The 19,249-nt window shown below is 73.8% G+C and carries 12 protein-coding genes and 1 pseudogene; 4 read left to right on the top strand and 9 right to left on the bottom strand.

Annotated elements, in window-relative coordinates:
• Positions 1 to 52 precede the first annotated feature (52 nt).
• Both AB0I21_RS27795 and AB0I21_RS27790 read left to right on the top strand, forming a co-directional pair.
• Positions 53 to 1,291 carry an alpha/beta hydrolase gene (locus tag AB0I21_RS27795; protein ID WP_360565468.1) on the top strand — a complete coding sequence of 413 codons (1,239 nt, stop codon included), beginning with the start codon at positions 53 to 55 and terminating at the stop codon, positions 1,289 to 1,291.
• A gap of 283 nt (positions 1,292 to 1,574) precedes the next feature.
• Entirely contained in the window at positions 1,575 to 2,255 is a 681-nt protein-coding gene (locus AB0I21_RS27790) for a class I SAM-dependent methyltransferase (protein ID WP_354890955.1), read from the top strand.
• On the opposite strand, the gene AB0I21_RS27785 is transcribed toward AB0I21_RS27790, so the two are convergent.
• The 6 genes from AB0I21_RS27785 to AB0I21_RS27760 all read right to left on the bottom strand — a co-directional run bounded on the left by AB0I21_RS27785 (position 2,246) and on the right by AB0I21_RS27760 (position 10,315).
• Positions 2,246 to 3,517, bottom strand: a complete 1,272-nt coding sequence (locus AB0I21_RS27785; protein WP_360565466.1) for an extracellular solute-binding protein — start codon at positions 3,515 to 3,517, stop codon at positions 2,246 to 2,248. The genes AB0I21_RS27790 and AB0I21_RS27785 overlap by 10 nt on opposite strands.
• 364 nt (positions 3,518 to 3,881) lie before the next feature.
• Entirely contained in the window at positions 3,882 to 5,813 is a 1,932-nt protein-coding gene (locus AB0I21_RS27780; RefSeq protein WP_360565464.1) for a hypothetical protein, read from the bottom strand.
• 54 nt (positions 5,814 to 5,867) lie between these two features.
• A complete protein-coding gene (locus tag AB0I21_RS27775; RefSeq protein WP_360565463.1) occupies positions 5,868 to 6,548 on the bottom strand; it encodes a response regulator transcription factor in 681 nt (226 codons plus the stop codon).
• Positions 6,545 to 7,663 carry a sensor histidine kinase gene (locus AB0I21_RS27770; RefSeq protein WP_360565461.1) on the bottom strand — a complete coding sequence of 373 codons (1,119 nt, stop codon included), beginning with the start codon at positions 7,661 to 7,663 and terminating at the stop codon, positions 6,545 to 6,547. Before AB0I21_RS27770 ends, AB0I21_RS27775 begins: the two co-directional genes overlap by 4 nt.
• Positions 7,660 to 8,166, bottom strand: a complete 507-nt coding sequence (locus AB0I21_RS27765; protein ID WP_360565459.1) for a hypothetical protein — start codon at positions 8,164 to 8,166, stop codon at positions 7,660 to 7,662. Before AB0I21_RS27765 ends, AB0I21_RS27770 begins: the two co-directional genes overlap by 4 nt.
• 151 nt (positions 8,167 to 8,317) lie before the next feature.
• Positions 8,318 to 10,315: a M4 family metallopeptidase gene (locus AB0I21_RS27760; protein WP_360565457.1), complete on the bottom strand. Its 1,998-nt coding sequence runs from the start codon at positions 10,313 to 10,315 to the stop codon at positions 8,318 to 8,320.
• A 655-nt stretch (positions 10,316 to 10,970) separates the two neighbouring features.
• Here AB0I21_RS27760 and AB0I21_RS27755 point away from each other — a divergent pair.
• Positions 10,971 to 12,578, top strand: coding sequence for a bis-aminopropyl spermidine synthase family protein (locus AB0I21_RS27755; RefSeq protein ID WP_360565455.1), 1,608 nt, complete (start codon positions 10,971 to 10,973; stop codon positions 12,576 to 12,578).
• Positions 12,579 to 12,630: 52 nt separating this feature from the next.
• Here AB0I21_RS27755 and AB0I21_RS27750 read toward each other — a convergent pair whose 3' ends face one another.
• Positions 12,631 to 13,350, bottom strand: a complete 720-nt coding sequence (locus tag AB0I21_RS27750; RefSeq protein ID WP_360565453.1) for a helix-turn-helix domain-containing protein — start codon at positions 13,348 to 13,350, stop codon at positions 12,631 to 12,633.
• Positions 13,351 to 13,454: 104 nt separating this feature from the next.
• On the opposite strand from AB0I21_RS27750, the gene AB0I21_RS27745 reads away from it, so the two are divergent.
• A complete protein-coding gene (locus AB0I21_RS27745; RefSeq protein ID WP_360565452.1) occupies positions 13,455 to 15,623 on the top strand; it encodes a glycoside hydrolase family 3 C-terminal domain-containing protein in 2,169 nt (722 codons plus the stop codon).
• Here AB0I21_RS27745 and AB0I21_RS27740 read toward each other — a convergent pair.
• Together AB0I21_RS27740 and AB0I21_RS27735 are read right to left on the bottom strand one after the other, a co-directional pair.
• Positions 15,616 to 16,044, bottom strand: coding sequence for a protein phosphatase (locus AB0I21_RS27740; RefSeq protein ID WP_360565450.1), 429 nt, complete (start codon positions 16,042 to 16,044; stop codon positions 15,616 to 15,618). The two genes, AB0I21_RS27745 and AB0I21_RS27740, sit on opposite strands and share 8 nt — an antisense overlap.
• 1,996 nt (positions 16,045 to 18,040) lie before the next feature.
• A pseudogene (locus AB0I21_RS27735) lies at positions 18,041 to 19,144 on the bottom strand (serine/threonine-protein kinase); the annotation flags it as partial.
• Between the last annotated feature and the right edge of the window lie 105 nt (positions 19,145 to 19,249).

Genomic DNA, 19,249 nt, shown 5'->3' with positions numbered 1-19,249 from the left:
TGGTCCCGCAGAGTGACGATCCGCCCGTAGCCCCGCACCTACCTTCGGCTGCATGCTTCGCAGGTTGTTCGCGCTGCCGCTGATCGCGGTGCTCTGGTCGGTGTTCGGCCCCACGCAGGCCACCGACCTGCCGCCCGTCGGCGTCCACAGCGCCCGCTTCGCGAACGGCCTCGCCGTCGAGGTCGTCGGCGACCCCTCGACCGCCGCGACGGTCGTCGTCCTGGTCCCGGGCGTGGCCACCACCGCCACCAACTTCGACCGCGGCCTCGGCGGCGTCCAGCGCCGCGCCCCCGCCTGGCAGGCCAGACAGCTCGCCACCCGCGCCGCCGACCTGCAACAACCTCCGTCCGCTGCTTCGCCTGCCGCTTCTGACACCTCCTCGCCCGCCGCGTCGCCCGCCGGGGTGCCGCTCGGGCCCTCGTCAGCAGCGCCGTCTACCTCCCCGCCCGCGGCTTCGTCCGTCGCTTCGCCAGCGGGTTCGTCTGCTGCTGCGCCCGCTGCCGGGTCGGTATCGCCCGGGCCTTCGTCCGTCGCTTCGCCCGCGGGTTCGTCTGCTGCTGCGCCCGCTGCCGGGTCGGTGCCGCCCGGGCCTTCGTCCGTCGCTTCGCCCGCGGGTTCGTCTGCCGCTTCGCCCGCCGCTGGGTCGGGGTCGCCCGGGTCCTCGTCCGTCGTTTCGCCGGCGGGTTCGCCTGCCGCTTCGCCCGCCGCTGGGTCGGGGTCGCCTGGGCGCTCGGCTGCCAGCTCCGGGGCGGCGGCGTCCGTGGGGCGGCGGGGCGGGGTCGCGGTGATCGCCTGGCTCGGGTACCACCCACCGGGCGGGATCCGGCTCGACGCGGTCCGGGAGGACGCCGCTGCGAGCGGGGCGGACGCGCTGCTGCGGTTCCTCCGGGACGTGGACGCGCCGCGGATCGTGCTCGTCGGGCACAGCTACGGCTCCACCGTCATCGGCCTGGCGGCGGCGCGCCTCGACGCGGGGACCGGCGGCAGGGTCACCGACATCGTGGCGCTCGGCAGCCCCGGCATGGGCGTCGACCGGGCCGCCGACCTGCGCACCACCGCCCGCGTCTGGGCCGGGACCGCGCCGGGTGACTGGACCCGCCGCCTGCCCGGGCTCCGCATCCTCGGCGCAGGGCACGGCACGCACCCGACGGACCCCGCGTTCGGGGCGACCCCACTGCCCGTCGACGGCGTCACCGGCCATGACGGCTACTTCGTCCCCGGCACCGCCTCCCTGGACGCCCTCGCCGCCCTCGCGAACGGAGACCTCGATGCCGCCGCCCGCCACTCCTGACGCCCGCCCCTCGCAGCGATCGCGGGCGGAGACTCGGGTGCCGCCCGCCACTTCTGACGCCCGGCCCTCACCGCGATCGCGGACAGAGACCTGGGTGCCGCCCGGCTCGCCTGGTGCCCAGCCTTCGCAGCGACCGCGGGCGGAGAAGCGACCGCGGGCGGAGACCTGGGTGCCGCCAGGCAACAACGATGCCCGGCTCTCACAGCGATCCCGGACGGCGAACGGGGTGCCGCCCGGCAACCATGACGCTCGGCCATCACAGCCGCCGCGGACGGAGAACTGGATGTTGCCGCTCGACACGCTCGTCAGCTGGTACCGGACGTACGCCGACGACCTCCGCGCCGCCCGCGACGCCCAGCGCGAGCTGCTCGCCCAGCGGCCGATGCGGCCGCGGCTCGACGACCTCGAGGCCGAGATCAGCTACCTGACGATCCGGGCGCTGCGCCCGCGGGCCGTGCTGGAGATCGGCTCCGCCCGCGGCTGGTCCACGACGTGGCTGCTGCGCGCGCTGGGGGACAACGGCGTGGGGGAGCTGCACACGTTCGACCTCACCGGCGATGCCGCGGCGGCCGTGCCGCGGGAGCTGGCCGCGGACCGGTGGCGGTTCACCCGCGGCGACGTGCGCGACGGGCCGCTGCCCGACGACCCGGGCTTCGTCCTCGTCGACGCCGCCCACACGGCGCGGTTCGCCCGCTGGTACACCACGACGCTCTTCGAACGGCTCCGTCCGGGTGCCGCCGTCGCCGTCCACGACGTGTTCCACGGCCGGCGCCCGTGGCCGGTCAGCGAGGGCGCCGTCGTGCTCGGCTGGCTGCGGCGGCACGGCATCGGGCACCTGACGGCGTCGCCGGCCGCCGACCCGGACACCCACGACCGGCTCGTCGGGCTCAAGCACAAGCTGCGGCTGGCCGCCCCCGTGCACGCGGCGGCGTCGGCGAACCCGATGCTCTTCGCCTACTTGTAGCCCTGTAAAGCCCGTTGCAGGCGGGGTTTCGCGTCCGCGGGCAGCCGGCCGCCGTCGGCGAGGGCCTCCCGCACCACCTTCCGGAACGTCTCGGAGAACTGCGCGTAGTGCGCCGTCACCGGCCGGCTGTGCGCGGACCGGATCGCGTCCAGCAGCGTCGGCGCGTAGCGGTACAGCTTCACGACCGCCGCGTCCCGGTACACGATCTCCCGGGTCGCGGCGAACCCGCCCCGCTCGAACAGCAGCTGCTGGCTGCGCTCGCCGGTGAGGAACTCGATGAGCGCCCGCGCCGCCGCCGGCCGCTTGCTCTGGCCGGCCACGGCGAGGTTCTGCCCGCCGAGGGCGCTCGGGCCCGGCAGGTTCGCCACCCCGAACCGGACGGCGTCCGCGGCGTCGGCGCCGGCCGGGTCCACCGGACCGAGCGCCCGGTGCGCGACGGGCCAGTTGCGCATGAAGACGAGCCGCCCCGCGGCGAACGCCTGCGTCGTGGCCGACTCGTCGAACCGCACCGAGTCCGGCAGGACCACCTGCGGCGCCCCGGGGCGCAGCCCCGCCGCCAGCCGGGTCAGGCCCGTCTGCGCCTCGGGGGAGTCGATGACGACCTCGCCGTGGCCGTCGACGACCTCGCCGCCGGCGGCCCAGATCGCCTCGAGCGCGTTGACGGTGAGCCCCTCGTAGTCGCGCAGCTGCCCGGCCCACCCGGCGGCTGGAACGGTGGCCGGCCCAGTGGCGGGCCGCGCCAGGACGTCCTGGACGGTGTTGACCAGCTGCGACCAGTTCGCGGGGGCGGTCGTGACGAGGTCCGACCGGTAGTAGAGCAGCCCCGCGTCGGTGTTGAAGGGCAACCCCCAGAGCTTCCCCTCGTACCGGCAGGTGGCCAGCGGCGCGGCCAGGAACCCGGCGACGTCCTGGTCGCCCGGCAGCGCCCGGATGTAGCCGCTGGACGCGAACTCGGCGGTCCACGTGACGTCGAGGTTGAAGATGTCGACGCCGCCACCACCCTGCGCGCGGGCGACCATCTCGCTGTGCTGCGCGTCGGCGTCGGCGGCGATCTCCTCGATCCTGGCCGGGTTGTCGGGGTGCAGCGCGTTCCACTGGTCGACGAGCGCCTGCCGCTGGTTGCCCTGACCGTCGTCGCGCCCGCTGAGGATCACGAGGTCGCCGCGTTCGAGGCCGCCGTCCCGGTCCAACCTCGGCACCACGTACACACCGGCGAGCGCCGTGACGACCACCCCCGCCACGAACCCCGCGAGGACCCCCACCCACCCGAACAGGTCCCGGAACCGCCGCCGCCCACCGCCCGGCGGCGGAGGCGGCGGATCGTCCCCCGGCGGCGGCGGCGGCGGAGGCGGTGGCGGAGGCGGTGGCGGATCGTCCCCCGGCGGCGGCGGAGGCGGTGGTGGGTCATCCCCCGGCGGCGGAGGCGGCGGATCATCCCCCGGCGGGGGAGACGGCGGGTCGGTGCTGGGCGGGGTTGTCATGGTCGGGTGTCGCCTCCCCAGAGGTCATCGCCCGTCGATGGGGGCCCGGGGTGTGGTGTGATGCCGGCCGACGGACCGGGGTCCGGCTCACGGGGACAGCATGCCAGCGGGGTACGACACTTTCCGGGCCCGCACTCGGAGGTCGTCATGCGCCGCCGTCGCCTCCCCAGAGCAGCCCGAACAGCATGACGAGCACATCGTCGAGAGTGTCGGGCCGCGCGTCGTAGCAGCCGCCACCCGTGTGGGCGATCACGTCGCGCAGGGTCAGGGTGCCGCAGCTCGCCTCGCCGATCGCGACCACGAACACCCGCACGCCCTTCCCCCGCACCTGGGTGTCCACTTCGGACGGTGTGAGGGCGGTGGTGTCGTTGCCGTCGGTGAGCACCACGAGCGAGGCGATCCGTTCACCGGGGCCGGTGGCGACGTCGCGGACCCCGTCGGCGACGGTCCGCAGCAGCGGCGTGCCGCCGGCCGGTCGTACGGACGCCATCGCGGCCGCGGCGGACTGCGCCCGGCCCGCGGCGGGCCCGATCGGCAGGAGGTCCCGGAACCCGCCGCCCCGGGCGTCGGCGGGGAACACCCGCAGCCCGAACTCGTCCCGGCCGCTCATCAGGTCCAGCGCGCCCGTCACCCCGCGGGACGCCAGCTGGAAGCGGGTCGTGCCGGCGCGGTCGACGGCGGTCAGCATCGACCCGGACGCGTCCAGCGCGAGCAGCACCCGGCCGGGCCGGTGCGCGGCGTCGTACAGGCGCAGAACATCGCCGATCGTCGAGGCGGACGGTGGCCGCCGGTCGAAGACCGCCCCCGCGTGCGCGCCGAACTGCTCGGTCAGCGGGTCGCCGACGGGGGACAGGCCGGGCGGCCGCAGCCCGGCCCGGATCAGCGCCCGGTGGCCGTCCTCGCCGCCGAGCCACGCGCCGAACCCGGCCGCGGCGGCAGCGGTCGTCGCCGCGACCCCGTCCCACGCGAGCCGGACGAACGGGTGGTCCTCGCTGATCGTGTCGTTCGGGTACCGCACGACCAGCGGCCGCTCCGGCCGGCCGCCGGCGGGGCACGCGAGGCCCTGGTTGTAGCGGACCACGGCCTGCTCGGTGGCGACGACGGCGGCCGGAGCGCGGCCCGTGCCACCGTGGCACAGCAGGTCGGCGCCGGTGCCGAGCGGGTAGCCGCCGCGGTCGAGGGCCGCCTCGAGGCGCCGTTCGACGCCGCGGGCCGTCGCCGGGGTCGCGCCGAGGCTCGTGTACAGCGCGGCGGTGCCGAGCACACCGGCGGTGGAGACCACGGGGTCGGGCCGCACGACGTCCAGGCCCAGCCGGACCGTCTCCGTCCACAGCTGCCGCCAGCTCAGGTCGCCCTCGAGCGCCGGTGACAGGTCCGGCGGCGTGGCGAGGACGACGGGGGAGGAGCCGATGCCGCGCTGCTCCGCGACCGGCACCGTGACCCCGAAGCGGGCCGACGCGGCGACGGCGGCGGTCACGTCGAGGGTCGAGTCGGGCAGCCACACGTCGGCGCGCGGCCCGATGCGCTGCAGCGCGTCGTTGAGCCACCCGCTGGCGACCGCCGCGCGCGCCTCGGTGGGGCCCGCGCCGTAGACGTACAGGTCCGCGGTCGGGCAGCCGTGGTGGTGCTCGGCGGTGGCGGTCTCGTAGGCGTCGGCGAGGCGCAGCGCCGCCCCCAGCTGCTCGACGGACGTCATGACCCGCACCGCGGCCGGCTGTGGGCACCCGTAGAGGCGGCGGTGCAGCGCCTCGTACATGATGGGGATGACGAGCCCGGCGGCCACCGCGAGCACGCAGGCGACGACGCCGGCGACCACGGTCCGCAGCCTGGTGCGGGTCCGCAGGAACGTCCACCCGAACCCGAACCACGTCAGCAGCCGCTCGAACAGCCCGGTGGCGAGGATGCTCGCGGCGCCGCCGATGAACGCCCCGGCGATCAGCATCACCCAGCGCCCGGTCGACTCTGGTGCGCCCGTCGACAGCTGCTGCAGCGAGATCCCGAGCCCGCCGGAGATGACCACGAGCACGGACACCAGCGGACGTGCCGCACGACGGTCGTCGTCCCCGTTGTCGGTCATGCGAGCGGCGCACCTCCCCAGAGGTCGACGCCAGTCTATCGCCTGGGCGCCACTTCAGCCGGTCAGACCGTGTTGGAACGCGTATCGCACCGCCTGCGCCCGGTCCCGCACCCCGGTCTTGGCGAACAGCCGGTTCACGTGCGACTTGACGGTCACCTCGGTCACGAACAGCCGCTTCGCGATCTCCCGGTTCGACAACCCGGCCGCGATCAGGCCGAGGACCTCCGCCTCGCGTGCCGTCAGCCCGTCCGGCAGCGGTTGCGGCGTCTGTACGACCGGCGCCGGCGCCTCTCCCGTCGCCGCGGGTCCGGCCGTGGGTCCTGTCGCCGCGGCGACGAGCTTCGCATGGACGACCGGGTCCAGGAACGACTGCCCGGCCGCCGCGGCCCGCACCGCCTGCGCGATCTGCGCCCGGCCGGCGTCCTTGGTCAGGTAGCCCAGCGCGCCGGCCCGCATTGCGCCGAGGATGTCGGCGTCGTCGGCGTAGGTCGTCAGCACCACCACCCGCGTCCGCGGGTGCGCGGCCCGGATCCTGGCGGTCGCGGTGACCCCGTCGCAGCCCGGCATCCGCAGGTCCATCAGCACCACGTCGGGATCGTGCGCGGCGACCAGCTCGACGGCCCCGTCGCCGTCGCCGCTCGCGCCGACGACCTCGACGTCATCGAGCAGGCCGAGGAGCACCTCGAGGCCTTCCCGGACCACCGTCTGGTCGTCTGCCACCACCACCCTGATCATCCGGGGATCCTCGCATCGACGAGCCACCCGCCGCCGTCCGGCGCGGCGGTGACGGTGCCGCCGGCGAGCCCGATCCGCTCCCGGATCCCGGCGAGCCCGTGCCCGCCCTTCGGCGGTTTCCGTCCCGCGGTCGCGTCGCCGTCGTTGCGGACCGTGAGCCGCACCCCGTCCGGCTGGTAGTCGACGTGGACGGTGACGGCGCTGCCCGGCGCGTGCTTGCGCACGTTGGTCAGGGCCTCCTGCGCGGTGCGGAACAGCGCCAGGCCCGGCTCGGCGGCGAGGGGCCGCGGCGTGCCCGTCACGGTCACGTCCGCGGGTGCGTCCAGGTCGGCGCGGTACCCGTCGGCGAGCGCACCGACCAGCTCGCCAAGCGGCACCGGGTCCCCGCGCAGCGCCCCGACGGCCCGGCGCGTCTCGGTGAGCCCGTCGCGGGCGAGCCGGCCGGCCCGCTCGACGAGCACGGCCGCGTCCGCCGTCCGGTCCTTCTCCAGCAGCGCCGCCGCCGTCTCCAGCTGCACCGACAGCGCCGACAGCGAGTGCGCGAGCACGTCGTGGATCTCCCGGGCCACCCTGGCGCGCTCGTCGAGGGCCGCGACCCGCTCCGCCTGGCGGGCCTGCTCCTCCCGCTGCCGCCGGACCACGCCGAGCAGCAGCACCAGCAGCAGCGACCCGGCCCAGACGAGCATCTCCAGCCAGCCCTCGCCCTGCGCCCACAGGATGAGCGTCAGCGCGCCGGCCGCGACGGCGGTGCCCGCCGCCACCTCCCTGAGCGGCAGCGCCGCCACGGCGACGGTGCCGGCGGCGATGAGGTACAGCGGCGCGAACCCCCGCGTGTCCAGCGTCGCCACCGCCAGCCCGGCCGCCGCGCACACCCCGACACCGGCCGCCTGCCGGGTGCCGGTCAGGAACGTCATCGCGATCCACCCGGCGGCGGCGACCGCGCCGAACCCGAGGACGGCGATCCCCCGGCCGGTGAGGTCCGGCCGTGGGTCGGTGTGCACCAGGGCGGCGCTCATGAAGACGAGGAACGCCATGCTGCGCGCCTGACGCCAGCGGGCGACCGCGGTGTCGGTGACCGTGAACACCGTGCCAGTCTCCACCGCAGCGGCGCTCACCGGTGGATCAGGTCGCGGCGGCTGCTGCGGTGCCAGTCGCCGAACGGGACGCCCGTGGCGAGGCCGCGGCGGCCGATGACGGCGGCCTCACCGAGGAGGCTCAGGCCGAACATGAGCGGCAGCGCGGCGACGACGACGGCCGTGTCCGCGCCGAGCGCCGTCCCGGCCGCGCTCTCGGCGAAGCGGACCCCGACGACCACGAGCCAGACGACGACCGTCCACGCCGTGTAGCGGTACCAGAGCCGCCCCTGCCTGACGAAGACCCTGACCGTCAGGCCCCGCACGATCCCGCCCGCGACGGCGAGCAGCGCGCCCGCCCCCAGGACGGCGCCGTCGAGGACCGGGTGCTGGCCGGAGGTGTGTGCGACCTGGTAGCCGCCCAGGGCGATCAGCAGCACCGGCGGCAGCACGAGATGACGCACCTCGAACGGCTCGCCCGTGAACCGGCGGATCAGCACGTACAGGATGGCGGCGGCGATCAGCAGGATCGTGGTGAGATTCATGAGGATGACGCTAGGTTTCGGGCCGGGTGGAGCGCCGCCACCCACGGGTGGAGCCCGGGTGGAGATCCGCCCACAGGAAAAGCCCGGGCCGGCGCGCGACCCGGGCTTCCTCCCTGGATGTAGCTGCTTGCCTGGTGCTTGTCGCCTCGTACTAGTTGCTGAGGGTCACCGCGAGGTCGTCGAGGACGAACGACGTCTGCAGGGACGAGTCCTCAGAACCGCTGAACTTGATCACCACGGTCTGGCCGGCGAGCGCGTCCAGGCTGTACGTGCGCAGGACGTATCCGGACGCCTTGTTCAGGTTCGACAGGGTGCCCAGGGTGGTCGAGCCGGCCGTGATGGTCAGCTTGTCGTACGCGACGGTCGTGGTCGTCTCAGCCGAGTCGATGTGGATGTAGGCCGTCAGCGTGGCCTTGCACCCGGCTGGGATGGTCACCGACTGCTGGATCGCCTCGGTGTGCGTCGAGCCGTACCCGTCGAGCCAGGAGCTGTAGGTGCCGCCGTGCGCGGCCTGGCCCTGGCTGGCCCACTGGCCGATGGAGCCGGTGGTGCCGCTCCACGACGCGGTGCCCGACTCGAAGCCCGGGTTGAGCAGCTTCTGGCCGGAGCAGTTGCCGGTCGGCGGGTTGGAGGTCGGCGGGTTCGACGTGGTGGGCGGCGGGGTGGTGCCGCCGGTGCAGGTCGGGTCACCGGACTGCGCCGGGACGTTGACGGCCGTCCACGCGTTCTTGACCGCGTTGAACTCGGTGCAGCTGCCCGGGTACAGGTTCTTGGCCGCGGTCAGCGTCCAGGTGCGGTACTTCAGGTACGACGACGACGAGGTCTTCATCAGCATGGCGTTGTAGAAGATCTTCGTGGCCTTCTGGATGCCGATGCCGACGAGGCCGGTCGAGCCGTTGCACGTGGTGCTGGTCGGCTGCCCGTTGGTCGGGTTGGTGCCCTCGGCGAGCAGGTAGAACCAGTGGTTGCCGGGGCCGGCGGCCGCGTGGACCTCCTGCGACGGCGTGCTGCTGGAGTAGCAGTTGTCGTCACCGGCGAGCGACGGGTTGTACATGTAGCGGATCGGGCCGCTGCCGACCAGGTTGACCTCCTCGCCGACCTGGTAGTCGGCCGGGTCGTTCGCGTTGGCGGCGAACGCCTCGGTGGCCGCGCCGAACACGTCACCGACGAACTCCTGGGTGCCGGACTTCGAGATGCCGCCCGGGGTCGTGTCGTCGATGCCGTGGCCGACCTCGTGGCCGACGACGTCCAGCGAGCTGATCCACTTGCCGGCGGTGTTCTTGCCGATCTGGATCTGCGTGCCGTCGTAGTACGCGTTCTGGTCGTTCAGGCCGACGCGGATCGGCCAGCCGCCGCCGCTGCCGTTGAAGCCGTTGCGGCCCAGCCACGACGACAGCATCCCGAGTTCCTTCTGCGCCGCGTACAGGGCGTCGACGCAACCGGTCTCGCGGTTGGTGCCGTCGCCGTTGCCCCAGACGTCGTCGGTGCCCGTGAACGTCGCGTTGCCGGTGGCGTTCTGGCAGGCGATGGTCGGGTAGCTCGGGTCCTTCATGCTGTACGTGCTGCCGGACAGCGACGTGTTGATGGTGACGTTGCCGACGATCCAGCCGGTGCCCGTGCCGTGCATGACCCGCTCGGTCTTGTCGAGCACCGCGCCGGTGGTGGCGTCGACGGCGACGGTGAGGCGGCTCGCGCCCTCCGCGCCGGTGCCGTTGAGCGTCGTCTCGTACGCCAGCTTCGGCGCGCCGCCCAGCGTGTAGACGACGAGCTTGGTGCTCTCGACGGCGTTCACCGACGTGAGCAGCTTGCGCGCGACGGCCTCGGCGTCCGCCGAGCTGATCTTCGCCGTCGTCGACAGGCTGCCGATCGACTGCGTCTGAGCGACCGACGTGTACCTGGTCGCGCCCGCCGCGTCCGTGACGACCACGAAGTCACCACCGACGACCGGCAGACCCTTGTACGTCCGCTCGTACGCGATGTACTTCGCGCTGCCGGACGCGGTCACCGACTTCTGCACGTAAGCGTCGTCGCTGCTGGGCTGCAGCACGCTCGGACGGCTGGACACGAACGTCTCGGCCGACTTGGCCGCGACGGCGTTGGCTGCCTCGACGCCTGTGGGCGCCGACGGCAACGCGGGCGAGGCTTGCACGGCTGCGGCGGTGCCGGCTGTTACCAGCCCGACCGCGAGCACTCCGGCCGCTGTAGCGAACCGTGGGGACAGCTTCAAGGGTGCCTTCTTTCCGGGGCGGCGCACTGTGCCGGGGGTGCAACGTCGGGTGTGCGCCGGAACCAATCGAGACACGCAAGCGTCGAATTACAGGAGCAACGGCCGGCGTGCGCGCGCCGATCGGCCAACCGCGAGCTTCATCGACTCTTGGCGATTTCAGGACGATCACACAGCCGGAATCGCCGGGACAAGACTTGATGCCCTCTGCCCACCCTTGCCGCCACCCTGTACTTCAACCCCACCGCCGCCCTGAAACACCACCGAAACGGTTTAACTGAATTCACGCCTCCGTCGTTGAATAACTGCAGGTCATTAACTTTTAACTCATCGATGACCTTTACCGGTCTTGCCCGCTGGGTCCCGCCCCGTAAGGTGAACGACGATGACGCCGCCAGCCGCCCCCTCCTCTTCGGACTCCCCGACGCCGCGGCCCGCCCCTGGCGCACTCCCGTCCCCCGCGGCCGCGGCTTCACTGGATTCGGGGCCGGCTTCACCGGATCCTTCACCGGATTCGGGCGCTGGTGCGGCGGTGGCCCGGTCCGGCGATGCCCCGGCGGGCCCGACGCCCTTGGATGCGGTGACCGACTTGGTCAAGTCCGCGGGCATCGCCGCCCGCCGCCTCCGCGAGGCCCTCGTTCACCTGGCGACGACCCCGGCCACCCTCGACGACCTGATCCGCGAACACGCCCTGCCCCGCCGCACCGCCGAACAACTCCTCCGCACCGCCGGCCCCGACCTCCACACCTCCCGCAACGGCGCCCTCCGCTTACCCGCCACCTACCGCACCCGCTTCACTGCCCAATCTCACCCCAAGCAGCCAAATTCACCATTATCTCCGGACAAGTCGGTTGAGTCGGCTGAGTCGCTCAAACCGGTCGATTCTGGTCTGCCGGTCATCTCATCCGGCCTGTCGGGCATCTCGGACGAGGACCTGATCGCCGACATGGCTCGCCTCATCGCCGAGGTCCCCACCGACCGCGCCCTCGACCACGTGTCCGCAACCGCCGAAACCGCAGCAAAACGGGCGCGCTGGCTGGACGAGACGTACGACCTGACCGGCGCCCACCTCGTCTGCATCGGCGATCATGACCTGACCTCGCTCGCGGTCCTCGCCGTCAGGTCCGACGTGCGCGTCACGGTGGTCGACGTCGACGAGCGGCTGCTGGAGTTCATCGCGGGTCGGGCGGCCGAGCGGGGGCACGCCGTCGAGTGCTGGCACGCGGACCTGCGGTTCGGGCTGCCCCCGGTCGTCGCCGAGTCCGCGGATCTCGTCTTCACCGACCCGCCGTACACGCCGGAGGGTGTGCAGCTGTTCCTCGGGCGGGGCGCGCAGGCGCTGCGGGACCGGGCCAACGGGCGGCTGGTCATGGCCTACGGCTTCAGCCCGCTCACGCCGGCGCTCGGGGTGAAGGTGCAGCGGGCCGTGCTCGACCTCGACCTCGCCGTCGAAGCGATCCTACCGGCGTTCAACCGGTATCACGGCGCGCAGGCCGTCGGGTCCGCGAGCGACCTCTACGTGTGCAGGCCGACCGCGCGGACCTGGCAGGTGCTGGAGAAGCGGCTGAGCGGGGCGGCCGTCAACATGTACACCCACGGTGAGCACTCGCTGGAGGGCGAGGCGGTCGGGCGCGGGCCTGCGGAGCTGCTGGCGGGGCCGGTGCACTCGGTGCCGGACCAGGTCGACCTCACAGGCGATCCAGGCCCATGGCTCCTGCGGGTGCTGCTGGCGCTCAATGCTTCTTCCCTGAGCTTACAGGTCCCCAACAAATCCCCCGACCTCATCGATGCGAAGAGTCAGGCCTCGCTACGCGCAGTCGTCGCCGCCAAGTACACGCTGCGATACCGCCGTAGCACGCCGTCTCCGCGGCTCGCGATCGTCGAGGCGGCAGCGGTGCGTGACGGGTCGCGCACGGCGGTGGGATGGTTGCTCGGGCACGCGCACGGAAAGCTGGGCAATGTGCTTCGGGAAGGGCTCGTCCGGGAGCACGGCCTGACGAAGAACGAAGCCAGGGCGAAGGTCGCCGAACTCGTCCCCCCGGCGTGGCTCGAGGCCCGGCTGCTCGACCTGCCCCGCTACGCGATCGCGGCCCTCGTCCAAGCCCTCACCCCCGAATCGCCGGACCACCCCGAGCCTACGGCGCGACCGGACCACCCCGAGCCTGAGGCGCGACCCGGCCGGCCCTGACCGGCACGACCCAAGGCCTGTCAGTCGGGCAGTAGACCGTCGCCAGGGTCTGTCAGTCGGGCAGTAGACCGTCGGCCGTCGCGGCCCAGAGCTGGACCAGGTCGGAGCCGGGGGAGCGCAGCCACTGCAGCTGCACCCCGTCCATGAGCGCGATGATCCGCCGCGCCGTCGTCTCCGGCGGGACGGTGGTGCCGGCGGTCTTCGCCAGGGCCGTGATCTCGTTCAGGATGCGCTGCTGCCGCGCGACGAAGTAGTCGTGCGCGGGGTGATCGGGGGTGAGCGACTCCGCCTGCAGCACCGCGAACAGCCGCACGATCTCCGGCTGCGAAGCGTTGCGCCGCACCACGGCCGCGCACACCTCCCGCAACGTCGCCCCCGGCGCACCGATGAGACCGGCAGCGCAGGCAGAATCCGCGGCGCCAGTGGAGCCAGGGGCATCGGCGGAACCTGAAGCGCCGGCGGAAGCGAAACCCGAAGCGCCGGCGGAAGCGGAACCTGAGGCGCCGGCGGAAGCGGAACCCGAAGGGCCGGCGAGCAGGGAGTCCAGGGCCCGGGCGTCCTCGGCGTCGCGGTGTTCGAGGATCGCGATGAGCAGGCCGTCCTTCGAGCCGACGTGGTGCAGCAGGCCCGGCACGGTCAGGCCGCAGGCGGTCGCGACGTCCTGCATCGACAGACCCCAGAAGCCGCGCTCCGCCACGAGACGCGTGGCGGCGGTGATGATCTGCCGGCGTCGCTCGGCCGCCGGCAGGCGGGTCCTGTCGTGCCGTGCCATCCCAGTCGTTTCCTCTTGTCGCATCGAGGCCCGTAGCGCTACCTTACCGGGTACCTATTACTTTACAAGTACTCAGTAGTGTGAGACGTGGGAGACGAGACGCCATGGACCTCGAGGAGAAGGCCGCCGTCACCAGCGGCAGCAGCTTCTGGCGCAGCACCGCCGTCACCGGCGTGCCCGACATCATGCTGACCGACGGTCCGCACGGGGTCCGCAAGGCCGCGCCGGGAGGCGGCATCCTCGACAGCGAGCCGGCCACGTGCTTCCCGCCCGCCGTCGCACTCGGCTCGACCTGGGACCCGCAGCTGGCCAGAAGGGTCGGCGAGGCCCTCGGCGACGAGGCGCGCGCGATGGACGTCCAGGTCCTGCTCGGCCCGGGCATCAACCTGAAGCGCAGCCCGCTCGGCGGCCGCAACTTCGAGTACTTCGCCGAGGACCCGCTGCTCACCGGCATCCTCGCCACCGAGTGGGTCAAGGGCCTGCAGAGCCGCGGCGTCGGCGCCTCGCTGAAGCACTTCGCGGTCAACAGCCAGGAGACCGACCGGATGCGGGTCTCCGCCGACGTCGACGAGCGCACGCTGCGCGAGATCTACCTGCGCGCGTTCCAGCGGGTCGTCACGCAGGCCAAGCCGTGGACCGTCATGTGCGCGTACAACCGCATCAACGGTGTCCTCGCCTCCCAGCACCGCTGGCTGCTCACCGAGGTGCTGCGCGGCGAGTGGGGCTACGAAGGGCTCGTCGTGTCCGACTGGGGCGCCGTCGCCGACCGGGTCGAGGCGGTCCGCGCCGGGCTCGACCTCACCATGCCCGGCCCCGACCCCGACGGCGACCGCCGGCTCGTCGAGGCGGTCCGCAGTGGACACCTGCCGGAGTCGACGCTGGACACCGCCGTGTCGCGGGTTTCCTCGTTGGTACAGGCAGCGCTCGCCTCCCGTACCGACGCGACCTATGACAAGGACGAGCACCATGCGCTCGCCCGTGAGGTGGCGGGGCGGGGCATCGTCCTGCTCAAGAACGACGGCGGCGTGCTGCCGCTCGGCCGGCACGACGGCACGATCGCGGTGCTGGGCGAGTTCGCGCGGACGCCCCGCTTCCAGGGCGGCGGCAGCTCGCAGATCAACCCGACCCGGCTCGACAACGCCCTCGACGAGATCACCGCCCTGGCCGAGGGCCCCGTCACGTTCGCGTCCGGCTACGACGACGTCGACGCCGCGGTCGCCCTGGCCCGGGACGCGGCCGTCGCGGTCGTCTTCGCCGGCACCGACCGCGAGACCGAAGGCGCCGACCGCGAGTCGATCGACCTGCCGGCCGCGCACGTCGAGCTCATCGAACGGGTCGCCGCCGCTAACCCGCGCACCGTCGTCGTGCTCTCCAACGGCGCCGTCCTGCGCACCGGCCCGTGGGACGCGGCGGTGCCCGCGATCGTCGAGGGCTGGCTGCTCGGCCAGGCCGGCGGCGGCGCGATCGCCGACGTGCTGTTCGGCCGGGTCAACCCGTCGGGCCGGCTCACCGAGACGATCCCGCTGCACCTCGCCGACCACCCGTCCTACCTGGACTTCCCCGGTGAGGCCGGGCACGTCCGCTACGGCGAGGGCGTCCACATCGGGTACCGCGGCTTCGACGCCCGGGGCCAGCAGGTCGCGTACCCGTTCGGCCACGGCCTGTCCTACACCACGTTCGAGTACGGCCCGGCGACCGTCACCGCCACCGACGGCGGGCTGAGCGTGCGGCTCAGCGTCACGAACACCGGCGACCGCGACGGCCGCGAGGTCGTGCAGGCGTACGTCTCCCTCGCCGGTTCACGGGTCCGCCGCGCCCCGAGGGAGCTCAAGGCGTTCGCGAGCGTGGCGATCGCCGCCGGCGAGACCGTCGAGGTGGAGCTGCCGATCGCCCGCGACGACCTCGCCTACTGGGACACCCGGCTGTCCCGCTGGGTGGTCGAGGGCGGCACGTACCAGGTGGAGATCGGCGCCTCGTCGCGCGACCTGCGCGTCTCCGCAACGGCCACCGTCACCGGCGACGACGCCCGGGTGCCGCTGACCGGCGAGTCGACGATCGCGGAGTGGCTCAGCGACCCGCGCGGCGCCCAGGCGCTCGGCGAGGTGTTCGCGGCCCTGGCCGGCAGCGGCGAGGCGGGCGTGATGGCGCACACCGCCGCCGACCCGGAGATGCTGACGCTGATGGGGAGCCTGCCGCTGGCGCGCCTGTCCGTGTTCGCCGGCGAAGCGTTCGGCCCCGCGGCCATCGAGAAGCTGTCCGCTTCGGTCAACTGAACCGTTTGACGAACCCCCGCTGCCACGGCGTCTCGACGGCGTGACGGGAGTAGTGCCGGCGGACGTACGCGACAGCCTCGCCCGCCGGCACGCCGTCCAGCACCGCCAGGCACGCGAGGGCGGTCCCGGTCCTGCCGCGACCGCCCCCGCAGCCGAACTCGACCCGGCCCGTCCGCGCCTCCAGCAGCGCCGCGTCGAGGGCGGCCCGCAGCTCGTCCCGGTCCTTCGGCAGGCCGAAGTCGGGCCAGCGCACCCAGCGGGCCGGCCAGCTCGTCGGCGCCGGCTCGCGGCCGAGCGCGTACACGCCGAGCGTCGGCGCGGGCCCGTCGGGGATCGGCTTGGACAGCGGCCGCCCCCGGACGGTCAACCCCGACGGCAGCCGCAGCAACCCCGGCGTGTCCGCCGGCCACAACTCGCCCACGTCCCCCCTCTACCTGTGCTGGTCCCTACACGCGCGGGCGGAAGCTGGCGAACACCAGGTCGAGATCCGGACGGGCCGCGGCCCAGTCGGCGTCGCTGGTCTGCCAGTAGAACCCGTACGCCTGCGTCGGCGACGTCACCACACCACGGTTGTTGACATGCTGGCGCGCGCCCCGCACGAACGTGAACTCCCAGTCCGCCGCCGTCACAAAGTACGGCACCGGCTGGATGTGAATCTCAACGTACCCGGGGAAGTCGCCGGCCGCACGCCGCGAGTCCCGCTGCGCCTGCCAGTCCCGCACCGGGTCCGACTTCGGCTTGTCGGTCTGGTCGATGCCCAGCACCCGCCCGTTCCCGCGGAAGTACACGATCGAGCCGTCCTTGCTCTGCCGCCAGCCCGCCGGCACGTACACCGAGAACCCCGACGGATCGTGATAGTCGACCCACCCGGCGGGCAACGGCGGCAACTGCCCCGCCCCGTTCCCGCCACCGGGAGGCGAGGCGGGCGCGGTGGCCGACGGCGTGCCCCCCGCGGCCTCACTCGACGGCGCCACACTCGGCGACCCGACCGGCGCGCTCGTCCCCCCGCTCGTCGCCGTCGCCCCCGCACCCTCCGAACTCGCCGGCGCCGCGGTCCGGTTGCTGTCATCCCCGCCCGACCGCAGCACCAGCCACGCCGCCAGCACGACGATCACGAGCGCCCCCGCGACCGCCGCAAGGACCTTGGCTCGCGGTTTCGCGTTTGTACTGGCAGCGCCCCCAACTGACGGCACACCCGGTTCGGGCTTGCGGGTCGCCTTGTACGTGACGCCCGCCGCGCTCTTCCCGCCACTCGCCGACCCGGCCCCGCGCCCGTCCGCCTCGGCAGGCTGCCCCTGGACCTCCGGCTCGGCTCGCAGCCGCGTGGTCTCCTGCTCCGCCCGGACCCGCTCGGTCGCCGGTGCCGCAACGACCTCCGGCTTCGTCTCGACGTGCGCCGCCTCGGGCTCCGCTTCGACGCGTTCCGCCTCGGGCTCCGCAACGACGTGCGCCGCCTCGGACTTCGCCTCGGCGGGTTCCGCCTCGACGCGCTCGGTCTCGGGCTCCGCCTCGACGCGCTTCGTCTCGGGTTCCGCTTCGGCGTGCTCGGTCTCAGGCTCCTCGCCGGCGTGCTCGGTCTCGGGCTCCGCGTCGGCATGCTCGGCCTCAGGCTCCGCCACGGCCGCGAACGCAGCCTCCGACTCGGCGCGCAGTCCGGCCGTGTCCTCAGGCTCCGGCCGCGACTCGGCTTCCGCCTCTGTCGCGGGGTCTTGCTCAGCCTCCAGCGCCGGCACGATCGCAGGCTCCGGCTGGACTTCAGCTTCCGGCGTGGGCTCGGGGTCGGTCTCTTCTTCACCCCCGGCGACCGGTCCGGCCGAGCTCACCGGCTCCGGCAGCTGCTCACTCTCCGGCTCGGTCGCGGACTCGAGCGTCGCCTCCGGCGCCCGCACCGGCTCAGGCTCCGCCTCGGTCGCGTGGTCGGCCTCAGGCTCGGCGCCAGACTCACCCGCCGGCGCGAGCACAGCCTCCGGTTCGACCTCAGACTCGTCGGCAGGCGCGAGCTCAGTCTCCGGCCCGGCCTCGGCGTGCGGCTCGGGTTCCAGGTCCGCTGCGGTCTCCGGCTCCGTCGCCGGCTCGTCGGCAGGCTCCGTCCAGAGGTCACCTCCGACTGCCCGCGGACCGTCCGCCTTCGCTTCCTGTTCGGCGTGCACCGCCTGGGGCTCGGGTTCCGGGTCCGCTGCGGCGTCGGGCTCAGCGTCCGTCGCCGGCTCGCCGGCGGGCTCCGTCCAGAGGTCACCTCCGACTGCCCGCGGACCGTCCGCCTTCGCTTCCTGTTCGGCGTGCACCGCCTGGGGCTCGGGTTCCGGGTCCGCTGCGGCGTCGGGCTCAGCGTCCGTCGCCGGCTCGTCGGCGGGCTCCGTCCAGAGGTCACCCCCGACCGCCCCGGAACCGTCCGCCGCGGTTTCCTGTCGTGGGGCGGGCTCGGCGGGCGCCGGCTCGTTCAGCAGGGGCTCGGGGTCGGCGGGCGCCGGCGGTACCGACGCGAACTCCGCCGCTGGAGCGGGCGCCGGCACCGGGATCGGCGGCTGCACCACCGTCGGCGGGTCGAGCCGGGTGCGGGGCTGCACGACCGTCGGCGGCTCCGGGGCGGGACGTTGTGCGGGGACCGGAGGGGCCGGACGCGCCGGCGCGGCGGGTGTCGCGGCCGGAGCGGGCGCCGAGCGCCCCCAGCCGCCGAGCCAGGACCGGCGGCGGCGTTCGGTCGGCGCGGCGAGGACGGCCTGAAGGCGCTCCTCGGTCTCGGCGAACCCGGCCCGTGCCCGCGGGTCCTTGCGCAGCAGCCCACGCAGCGCGGGCGCGAGCGCCCCGGCCCGCTGCGGCGGGTCGAGCTCGTCCGACGCGAGCGCCATCAGCGTCTCCATGGCGGACCCGCGCCCGTACGGCGAACGCCCTTCCACCGCCGCGTACAGCGTCGCGCCCAGCGACCACAGATCTCCCGCGGCGCCCGCTGTGCCGTCCCGGGCGCGCTCGGGGGCGATGTACTCGGGCGAACCGAGCACCAGCCCGGTGCGCGTGACGTGGCCGTCGCCCTCGATCCGTGCGATGCCGAAGTCGGTGAGCACCACCCGGCCGTCGTCGCCGAGCAGGACGTTGCCCGGCTTGATGTCCCGGTGGTGGACGCCGACGCGGTGCGCCGCCTGCAGCGCGGCGAGCACGGCGAGGCCGATCTCGGCGACCCGCCGCGGGGGGAGCGGCCCGTCGGCGCGCAGCGTCTGGTCGAGCGACCGTGACGGCACGTACTCCATGACGAGCCACGGCTGCCCGTCGAACGCGAGCACGTCGTACACGCGAACGACATTCGGATGGGTGAGCCGGGCGGCCGCCCGCGCCTCCCGCAACGTCCGCTCCATCGCGACGTCCCGCGCGTTGTCGAGCAGCTCCGGCGGCAGGATGATCTGCTTCACGGCGACGTCCCGCCCGAGCGTCTCATCGCGGGCCCGCCACACCCTGCCCATCCCGCCCGCCCCAAGTGGTTCAAAAAGGCGATATCGGTCGGCGACGAAGGCGGGCGCGGCGGTCATGCACAAAGGTGTACCCGATCGCTCACCCAAGCACGCAATCGGCACACCGCACCGCACCCGGACCGTCGTGAGGATCACGACTGCCACCCGCGTGCAACCTGCCGC

This window comes from Dactylosporangium sp. NPDC050588, assembly GCF_040654975.1.
Classification (GTDB): domain Bacteria; phylum Actinomycetota; class Actinomycetes; order Mycobacteriales; family Micromonosporaceae; genus Dactylosporangium; species Dactylosporangium maewongense.
Note: the sequence above shows the minus strand (reverse complement) of the source record. Positions and strands in the feature narration are given on the sequence as shown.